This window comes from Okeania sp. SIO3I5 (assembly GCF_010672085.1).
Taxonomy (GTDB): Bacteria; Cyanobacteriota; Cyanobacteriia; order Cyanobacteriales; family Microcoleaceae; genus Trichodesmium.
This window is the reverse complement of the sequence record NZ_JAAHHT010000113.1, coordinates 19,134-28,394: the sequence shown is the minus strand read 5'-3', so window position 1 is coordinate 28,394 and position 9,261 is coordinate 19,134. Positions and strand designations below refer to the sequence as shown.

Genomic DNA, 9,261 nt, shown 5'->3' with positions numbered 1-9,261 from the left:
CAGAGCGCTGGCATTCATGTCCTGAATGTGGACAAGAACTAGATAGGGACTATAACTCGGCACTTCTGATACAGAAAATTGGATTGTTATCAACACAGGAGGAGGACATCACTTCTGTTAAAACTGCGGTCAGGGTCTCCCAGACTGAAGAATCCCGCGCTCTCCATCCCCCCTAACCCCCCTTTGGAAGGGGGGAGGGGAGCGTCGGGAGTATGTCAATCCCAATAGTTCAGCCGGAGGTACTGATAACTGATAACTGAAATGACCCAATCTTGGGATTTAGTCACCACCTTTGAAAAACCTAGCCAATCCTAGACATTTTAGGAATTGTCTCTCAAAGGTTGCAGATTAAGTCAAAACTTACTACGTTGGCTAAGTCAAGACCAGCATAAGTTGCTGGTCGCTCTAAATTAAGGACAGCGTTTAATAGCGCCAATCGGAAGTAGGTTTTGTACCGAAGCGTGTTTAGGGCATCAATAAGCCTGGCCAACATAATCGAGGAACACTTGACTGAAAAGGACTAGACACCACAATGTCTAACACTAATTACGTTTTTGTCGTAGATACAAACAAAAAACCATTACAACCTTGCAAGCTTGCCTGTTGCTCGTAGGTTGCTCAATTCGGGTCTAGCTGCTGTCTGGCGACGCTTTCCATTTACTTTGATTCTAGAAAAAGCTGTTGAACCTGTAGAAAAATCTTTAATTCTTAAGATTGACCCAGGCTCAAAATTTACTGGAATAGCTTTATTAGATGGCTTTCAGGTGATATGGATGTTGGAAATTCAACACCGAGGTTCATTAATTTCTGAAAAACTGCAAAAGCGTTCTCAAAGAAGGAGAGCTAGAAGGACAAAAAATCTCAGATACCGTAAACCAGGTAACCCGAACAAAAAGAAACCTAAAAATTGGTTAGCGCCCTCTCTCATGCACAGAGTCGAAACTACTATGACTTGGGGTGATTAACTGTTGAATGAAAATTGTATAAAGTAGTTGCTATTTGTAGAAAAGTGTTGTAATATTAAACAGGTAATAACTTAAGATGAATTATAGCGGGTGAATGCGACTTGTTGACAGACATATTATTAACCGAACACATAACTTTTGGCGGGTGTGTGATGAGTTAGCCTTTAAATCAAAAAACTTGTACAATTTAGCTAACTATTATTGTCGTCAGCATTTTTTCAAGTGCTCAAAAAGTCTAGATTTAACCAAGCTATATCACGCCACCAAAAATAGCGATGCTCCAAAAAGCATTACCAACTAAAGTATCAAAACAAATAATAAAATGCTTGGTTGCAACTTGGCGTGGTTATTTTCAGGCAATCAAAGAATGGTCATGCACATCCGGGGAAGTTTTTAGGTAAACCCAAAATACCAAAGTATAAGGACAAAATCAAAGGTCGAAATGTAGTTATATATTCAAAGGAATCAGTTTATAGAGCAAGTCTAAAAGATGGTATTTGTCACTTATCCATGAGTGAAATCATGCATACCTGTAGTTAACGTGGTTTAATCAGGAGTGCAACAGGTAAAGTAATTAATGCCGATATCAATGGCTCTGTTCAAATTTAAGACAAGAAATTCCCAGAGGCATTTACTGCCTGCATGAATAGTGAGCTGTGCCGTACAGCCAGTATTGGTTAATCCAATATCAAGATCTTAAGCTGTCACGATTTTCTACAGTTTAGTTCGTACGGTTTAACGATTAATCAAGTTTTGTCCTGTTCAATCAATCTCAATGGAACTGGTTCGCTTTGATACTCAATTGATACAAAATCCAGAAATTACAGGATATCAATATCAGCAAGGGGAGTTGGCAGGATATGAGTTGAGAGAATATTTGTTAGAAAAATGGGGCCGAACCTGTGCTTCCACAAGTGGTCAAACAAATACACCATTAGAAATAGAACATATTCACCCCAGATCGAAAGGAGGCTCAGACCGAGTATCTAACTTAACTGTTGCCTGTACCAAATGCAATCAACTTAAGAGTAACCAAGATGTTAAGGAATTCTTATCTGGAAAACCAGAATTATTAAAGCGAATACAAACCCCAAGCCAGATTACCGTTAAAAGATGCACTACTCGGTTAATTCTACGCGGTGGAAATTGTTCAATACTTTAAAGACTACTGGGTTGAGGGTAATCACATAAGCGCGGAGGACAAACAAAATTTAACCGCAGAAAACAAAAATTACCAAAATCACACTGCATAGACGCGGCTTGTGTAGGTGAAGTGAATCACTTAAATTTCCAGACGACCCAAGCTTTAGTTGCTATTTGCAAAGGGCAAGGAGGTAGACAAAAAGCAGCGGTAAATAAATATGGATACCCCATAAGGTACAACCCACTTAAACCGATAAAAGGCTGGAAGAGTGGAGACTTAGCTTTGAATATTGAAACTGAAGTTGTAGGTAGAATTAATCCTCGCTCTTTCATCAAATAGTTTTAATTTCACAGTGCCAGGACAAAAAGCTAAAAGTGTGCATCTAAGCAAATTAAAAGTTGTACATAAAAAAGACGGTTATACCTATACATTTTGTCCACAGTTGTCCATAAATGTCGAGGAAAATGTCGTCTAAAACTGATAACTGAAATGACATATCTGTTTCAATTTAACTTCTATATTTTGAAGTGATTGTAGCATTAACAGCAATATTTTCTCTCTCGAAATTTTGTTTCAATCTGTAGCAAAATTCACGGGCTGCATTCCACTGTTTTCTTGGTATTGTTTTCAGTCTAATCATAATTTCTACTTCCCTTTGAGAAACACTATTCACAGCTAAAATACTAGCATTATCAAGAATTTTATCTCCCCAATTTGCATCATTTATCAACTCATTAGTAACTTGCTTAATTAACTTTAACGCTTGACTTAAATTACTATCTAAATTAACTTTTATTCTTAAATCAATACTTGCCCAATCTTTAGTCAAATTATGTACTGTAGAAATATTGCTATGAGGAATTGTAGTTAAACGTCCTCCAGCATCACGCAATTGTGTTACCCGAAAATTCATATCTTCTACATAACCCATAGTATAATCCAAATCAATAAGATCGCCAATCGCATATTGATCTTCTCGCAAAATCAAAATGCCACTAATGATATCTTTAACTAAATTATGATCGCCTAAAGAAACTGTCAAACTAATAATTCCTAAACCTACTAATACTATAACTATAGGAACATTCAACTTTTGAAATGCCCAAAGTATACCAAAACAAACCAATATCAAAATCACAATTCCTTTCAATGTGTGGGCAAAAGTAATTGCTCGTGATACTGTTCTATCAACAGAAGTTTGAGTTTCTAGTCTCTCAAAATTATTAATAGCAAAGCAGTTGACTATAACCGGACTAATTTTAATTATTAAGTAAGTAAGGATGATTGTAGTTAACACCATCGCATAAGAAAGTAATAAAATTTGTAGCCAACGACTATAAGGAAAATTTCCTAAAATCCAGCTCATACCACACAGCCATAAAATTATGTGAATTACTTGTAAGAAGCTTCGGAAAAAAGAATTTTTATCTTGCTGTTGTTCCCAGATTAACTGTTGTTTTTGTCCGAGGGTTAATTCTGGTTTTACTGTGGTTAATTGTTGATTATTTCTCAACTCATCTATTTGTGGATAAGACAATTTCAAACTTTCTATGAGTTTTTGAAGTTTTTGATATTTATTGAAGTAGTTTTTTTGCCAAATTGATATGATAAAACCCAACAGTATTAAAGCTAATATTATCCATGTAGAAATTAAAGTTTGCCTGAATAAATAGTCTGGTTGTCGCTCTCTCTGTGCCCTAATTAAAGCATCTCTCATAAAACCAATAATCTGATTAGCTAAATCTTCTCTAGATATGCCATGAATCTGAGCATCTAAATCTGTAATAGCAATCAATTCTTGATTTTTCAGGTCTTCTGCATCAGAAGCAAATACTAAAGTCTGATTTTCCTGGATTTCAAGAGTTAATTTTAAAGTATCCGCATCAAAGCAATTTTTAATCGTTTGTCTAAGATTATTTTCATACAGTCTGACTCGAATATTCAGAGGAGATGTATTGCTGTTTCCTTGAATTTCTTGCCCTGCGATTGCGGCGACTTTAAAGATTTCTCTGCCGTCTATTTTTATAGGTTTATAAACTATGTTGCTAATAGGTGTTAATGAGTTAACTTGAGTGAGATTTTCTATATTACTGTTTTGTGATTTTTCTGAAGTCTGACCTAATGCTAAGTTAGCTTTATTAATCGTAATAATGAAGGTTAATAGACTCAAGATTATTACAGTTAGAATTTTTGATATTTTATAATAATTGTAGAAGGAATTTTTGTTGATGAGTAGGAGTTTTAATGAAATAAATTTAAAAATTTCCATAAGCCATTACATATACAATTAGTCTACTGATTGCTTTCTATCCGGAAGAAGAAGTATCCGGATAGAAATCTTAGTATTTGAGTAATATAATGTCCTCTGGTTGAATAGTTTAATTAAAGTTCGTAGTAGGGCTTTATATCATGTTCGGATAATCAGTTATAAATAAAATTTTAGCTCTGACAGTAGGGAAAAGACATTACACTTCTACTTTTCTCCTGACTCCTTTCTCCAGAAATTATGACTCCTGACTCCTGACTCCTTGATAATTATTTATAAGTATTTAACCGAGCATGATATTATACCAATTACCATGCATTAATCCTATACTTCAATACCTCAATAGTTACTAAGATTAAAAGTCTGTTTTTGACAATTATTAGTCGGTTAGTATATATTTTTCGTACGGACGTTTTGCAGACGCTTTCGCTCCGCTAACGCTACGCGACATGGAAAGCGTAGCATTCCGGAACGGAAAACGCATTAATGCTCAAGCAACGTCCCTACTTCTCCCCACACGGACCACACGGACCACACTTCCCCACCCAATCTTATGTAGTATTCATGCATGAGAAATGGTATTAGCCCTATGTAAATGAGTTATTCCAGAAATTTATACTGAGCTTGCTTATGCGTTAAATTTTCTTTGCGGAGTATGACCTAGGAAAAGAACCCAAATAGGTTCTATAGACAGCAAAAAATTAAGCAGAACTTAGGCACTGCTTGTGGAATTCTCCTTTCCAAAGCAAATATTTAATTACTTCTCTTTTTTCCTTTCTTTTTGGATTTTCTTTTCTGATTTTTTGGCTTCTTAGCTTTTGCACGTTGCTGAACTACTTCTGGTGGCGGACCATAATCTCCATCACTAAAGTACACTCGCTCTACTCTCTTTTCTGGCTCGACTTCAATCCACAGTCGGGCACCTCCGGCTTGGCTTGTATTCGGTTCATGGGGTTGATAAACTATTTGGCAAGGGCCGTGAATTTTCAGAGCGTGGCAATAATCTTTTTTATCTCCCACTTTCACAGCTACTGCTGGATGGGAAGTTTTATAGTCTCTGTTGTAGTCTATAGTTTTTCTGAGAACATGAACGATAGTCTTGGCTGTACGTTGAAATTTATTCCAAGTTCCTTGAGGACCACGACGGCCTGGTGTAATTTCTGGCATTCCCCGATGGTTGAGGGGAATTTTCCAAAATCTGCCGACTTTTTCGGCATCAACAACACGACCATTATTGAGTAGAAGTCGCAATCTACCTGTGGAAATATTTAGCAGAAAAGCTGCTTGTGTGGTACTAACATATGAAAGAGTCATAACCATAACGTTACGGTTTTAAGTTATATATAATTATTATATTATAAGTTTTCCCTAAAGTCTAGAATTTTGTACCTCATCAATTTGATAATTGCTATATCAGCTTGATTAGGAATTAGTATTGTAAAGTTTTATTAATTTTATAGAAAAACATAGGAAAACAACTAAAAATATCTTAGACTCAGAAAGGATTGCAGAACAGCTCGTTAAATGTTTACAGGAGGGATAATACAGTTAGTAGAACGTAATATCATTAAAAAAAATAATCTGGTGTCAAATACAATGAGTCATGTCAATGTTCGTTTAAATACCGATAAGAAAAGTAGTCCCAAACGCTTTTAGCAATGGGATAGAGGGTGTTGTAGTTCACCCCGTTAAGGTAACACTTAATTAAAACACTTGTCTAGGAATATTTTTCTATAGATTTAGTAACTATTAGCAGATTCAAAAAAATTCAAAGTATCAGTAAAAACCCCAGTAGAAAATATAATTGTGCGACTCGTTGGCCACTAAATCGGGAAAACTGGGTATAAATGGCCGTTCCAAGTCAATACATGAGGACAACCTCGACTTGTGAATAACTCTTATCTCCTTGATGGTGAAATTCCATCCGCCCTGTTGTTGGGTTGACAGCGTAGGCCACACGGTAGCGACTGAACATCAATCCGTGAAGCTGGTCTAAAAGCGGGAAAATACCAGTTACCAGGAACGATACCGCAAGCAAAGGCTGACAAGTGGACGAAGAGGAAGGTAATTAAACTCTCGTAATTTCTGACCATCCCAAAGGTAGCTATGGAATGTAGGACGAAAGTCAGGGGGTCAATGGACAATTTTATAATTAAGAAATTATCAGCAATCATATCGAACCCTCCGGGAGATTTTACCCCACTAAATCAGCCGTAAAAAGGGATAAGGGAACGAGGAAACCTCTCGCTTGATACCTAAGAATATAGGTCGAAATCGAAGGCAAGCCATCCAAGGTCAATCTGCACTATGGTTGCAGGTCTTAGGGAGAGTAGGATTGGGTAAAAAGCTAAAATAATTGATAATTGATAATTGATAATGAAAGAGTTTTTTTTAATCTCTAATTTTCTATCTAACTCCCTAATACTCTAATTATCCATTATTCATTATCCATTAATTGCAGACGTACCCACTGTTAGACGTAATGTAAGGTAATGAGCAAGCGATGAACAAAGCTAAAACACTAAAAAGACGTAAAGGCAAATCCTAAACCATTTCTTGAGTGTGTCTTACATTCTGTTGGCGAAGCCTTTCCGCAGGAAATGGAGACCTCAGAATTACACACTCGCTTTTTAAGCGTGGCATGGGATACAGACGATATACCGTCCCAAGTTAGTATCAATCCTAATCTCAAATGGAGAGACATTAACTGGAGACGGGCCATTGAAGAATGTATTTAAGTTGCCGGCATTTAATTTACAGAGCATCCTATAGTGGTGAAATCCGCTTTCCGGCGTAAATACCAAGGACTTCTGACCAAAAGTTATTACGCAAGGTTGCTAGCTGTTAGGCGCGTGACCCAAGTAGACCCGGGTAAGAAAACTGCCGGGGTAGATGGTATTAAAAATCTACCTCCTATGCAGCGATTGAACCTGGTAAGTCTATTAAACTCACGTTACCTCAAAGCAAGTCCAACCCTGAGAAATCTGGATACCAAAACCAGGGAAGGATGAAAAGAGACCTCTTGGAATCCCCACAATGTACGACCGTGCATTACAAGCTCTGGTTAAGTTGGGTATGGAACCAGAATGGGAGGCGCGATTTGAACCAAATAGCTATGGTTTCAGACCAGGACGGTCAACACACGATGCCATTGAGGCAATTTATACCAGCATCAATCATAAACCAAAATATGTATTGGATGCCGATATATCCAAATGTTTTGACCGAATTAACCATGATGCACTGCCCTTGAAAAATGGGTCAGACACCATACAGACGATTAATCAAGCAATGGTTAAGAGCTGGTGTGTTTGACAACAAACAATTCTCAAACACTGTGGAAGGTACACCACAGTCCGGGGTAATTAGTCCCAAAAAGAGCAAACATCGCCTTACACGGTATGGAAGAAAGACTAATGAAGTTTGCCAAGACTTTAGATATGAGAAATCATAAAGATCATCAGATAAATTGGCAAGCAAAGTGCCGAAGTCTCTCCCTAATACGCTATGAGTCATGACTTTGTAATCCTACACGAAGACATCAAAGTAGTCCTGCAAGCAAAAACCGTAATACAGGAATGGTTAATCCAGGTAAGGTTAGAGCTAAAACCAGAAAAAACTTGCATTGCCCACACCTTGGAAGAATATGAAGGAAACAAACCTGGATTTGACTTTCTAGGATTTAATGTTAGGCAATACGAGGCTAAGTCAACCAAACAAGGATTTAAAACGCTGATTAAACCATCCCTTAAGAGTATAAAAACTCATTATCGTAAATATCCGCCAATTTCCGATTCCCACAAAACCGCCCCCACAAAAGCAATAATCGCTAAGTTAAATCCAGTAATAAGGGGATGGGCTAACTACTTCTCAACCGTAGTCAGCAAAAAGGTATTCAGTAAAATGAACGAACGCCTATGGAAAAGACTAGGTCGATGGGCAAGTAGGAGGCACCCAAATAAGTCGGCCAAATGGATAAAGAAAAAGTATTTTTCCAACGTCAACCGGACCCGAAATTGGGTACTTAACGATGGTGAATATATGACTTACCGACACTCAGATGTACCTATCGTAAGGCACATCAAAGTAAAAGGTAATAAATCTCCTTATGATGGTGACTGGACTTATTGGAGTAGTCGAATCGGCAAACATCCAGGCATAAGAAAAGAAGTCACAACGCTGATAAAACGGCAAAAGAATAAATGCGCCTAAATGTGGACTAACCTTTAGACCAACTGACCTATTGGAAGTTGACCACATAAAACCAAGGTCTAAAGGTGGTGACAACACAATTAAAAATAAACAATTGTTGCACCGACACTGCCACGACAGTAAAACTGCTTTAGACAAAAAGACATATCCAAAATTTAAGCCACGGGACTTACCTGAAGATTATGTATGGATTGACGATATGTTAACTCGCTTTGCAGGATGTACCCATGAAAAGGGACGTTTAGGAGAGGAGCCTTTTTGGAGGTGAAAGTCTCACGTCTGGTTCTGAAGACGAGTCGGGTAGGGTAACTTACCTGGCGCACGTTTAACAATCAGGACTTATGCAGTATCGCTATATATAGAGTATAAATCTGTCATTATTCCAGATATACCCGCTACATTTAGTACCGTTGCGTAAGTCCTGTTAATAATAATTAGGGTTTGCTGAAAAAGTCTTTTTGCTCTTTGTAGTAGTCAGTAGTTGTAGGGGCTTTCCGGCCGGAAAGCCCCTACAGGAGAAATGGGAATTTAGAGGTGGTAGGAGTTAGAATTGCTCCTCAATTTCTCTGTCCAACTCAGCAGTGTTAATACTAACATGCATGAGGCTTTTTAACTCATGCCCGACGCACTTTTTCAAGACTTAAAAACGCCAACACCTTGATCTGTAAACACTT

5 protein-coding genes and 1 pseudogene are annotated in these 9,261 nt (G+C 37.5%); 4 read left to right on the top strand and 2 right to left on the bottom strand.

The genetic code is table 11. The features are described from left to right. The first annotated feature begins 596 nt into the window (after positions 1-596). The 3 genes from F6K40_RS22820 to F6K40_RS22810 all read left to right on the top strand — a co-directional run bounded on the left by F6K40_RS22820 (position 597) and on the right by F6K40_RS22810 (position 2,448). On the top strand, positions 597-965 hold the full coding sequence (locus F6K40_RS22820) for an RRXRR domain-containing protein (protein WP_293139394.1): 369 nt from the start codon (positions 597-599) through the stop codon (positions 963-965). A gap of 775 nt (positions 966-1,740) precedes the next feature. Then, the gene (locus F6K40_RS22815; protein ID WP_293139393.1) at positions 1,741-2,127 is read left to right on the top strand and encodes an HNH endonuclease; all 387 of its coding nucleotides are present in this window, start codon (positions 1,741-1,743) and stop codon (positions 2,125-2,127) included. A 111-nt stretch (positions 2,128-2,238) separates the two neighbouring features. Then, positions 2,239-2,448: a hypothetical protein gene (locus tag F6K40_RS22810; protein ID WP_293139392.1), complete on the top strand. Its 210-nt coding sequence runs from the start codon at positions 2,239-2,241 to the stop codon at positions 2,446-2,448. Positions 2,449-2,617: 169 nt separating this feature from the next. On the opposite strand, the gene F6K40_RS22805 is transcribed toward F6K40_RS22810, so the two are convergent. Then, positions 2,618-4,279, bottom strand: a complete 1,662-nt coding sequence (locus F6K40_RS22805; RefSeq protein WP_293139391.1) for a mechanosensitive ion channel family protein — start codon at positions 4,277-4,279, stop codon at positions 2,618-2,620. Between the two features lie 849 nt (positions 4,280-5,128). Further along, positions 5,129-5,689, bottom strand: a complete 561-nt coding sequence (locus F6K40_RS22800; protein ID WP_293139390.1) for a DNA-binding protein — start codon at positions 5,687-5,689, stop codon at positions 5,129-5,131. Positions 5,690-6,878: 1,189 nt separating this feature from the next. Here F6K40_RS22800 and ltrA point away from each other — a divergent pair. Then, a pseudogene (gene ltrA, locus F6K40_RS41410) lies at positions 6,879-8,896 on the top strand (group II intron reverse transcriptase/maturase). Positions 8,897-9,261: the final 365 nt, after the last annotated feature.

What these genes read in the sequence shown, in the direction of transcription:
- F6K40_RS22815 (WP_293139393.1), top strand. Translation starts at nt 1,741, where the DNA reads ATGGAACTGGTTCGCTTTGATACTCAATTGATACAAAATCCAGAAATT.
- F6K40_RS22800 (WP_293139390.1), bottom strand. Translation starts at nt 5,689, where the DNA reads ATGACTCTTTCATATGTTAGTACCACACAAGCAGCTTTTCTGCTAAAT.